At 56.8% G+C, this 565-nt stretch carries 1 protein-coding gene; it reads left to right on the top strand.

All coding sequences use genetic code 11. The features are described from left to right. Positions 1–215 precede the first annotated feature (215 nt). Positions 216–446 (top strand): hypothetical protein, encoded by a 231-nt coding sequence (locus IFT54_RS20185; RefSeq protein WP_192071986.1) that lies wholly within the window; start codon positions 216–218, stop codon positions 444–446. The last annotated feature ends 119 nt before the right edge of the window (positions 447–565 follow it).

The raw sequence follows: 565 nt of genomic DNA, 5'->3' as shown, positions 1-565 counted from the left end.
AGTTAAGAGAACGAGGGTGTACCATAGCTTCATCCCCCTTTGTCGCACACCTTCGGGTCGTCCGCTATTGGGCGAAAGGAGTCGTCCACTAGCACCAACGACGCTACGCCAACGCTATGGCAACCAGCGACATACAGGCCCGCCTAACAAGGATACTCACTGCCGAAGAAGCACCTATAGTGGATTGGCCTGTCGTAGACCGTCTCTGTGACGAGTTGGATCGCGATCTCGATGCATCCAGCGATGACATCCCTGAGATCGTGACGCATTTCCTCTCTGACAGCGACATCCGCGCTCGCGATGCAAGCTATGGTGAGACGCAGCGCGACGCTGTTCGAACCTATCTCGCCACTGGTGACTATTTCGACGGTGTTGCCGTACCGTGGTGGGGGTGCTTTGCGCTGGTAGCAGCCGTCGTGGGAGCTATTGCGTGGGCGCTGGCTTAGCCGAGCGGCTGCTTCTGGGCGGAAACAAAATGGTTGGAATTGGTGGCTAACGGACATTCCCATCAGGCTGCCGCGGTTCATATGACCAACCGCTATAAGCAGCGTCAAACTGGACAGCA

Origin of the sequence: Sphingomonas sp. CFBP 13714 (genome assembly GCF_014842205.1) — a bacterium.
GTDB lineage: Bacteria > Pseudomonadota > Alphaproteobacteria > Sphingomonadales > Sphingomonadaceae > Sphingomonas > Sphingomonas aerolata.
The sequence above is the reverse complement of the archived record's forward strand: the minus strand, read 5'-3'. Positions and strand labels throughout refer to the sequence as shown.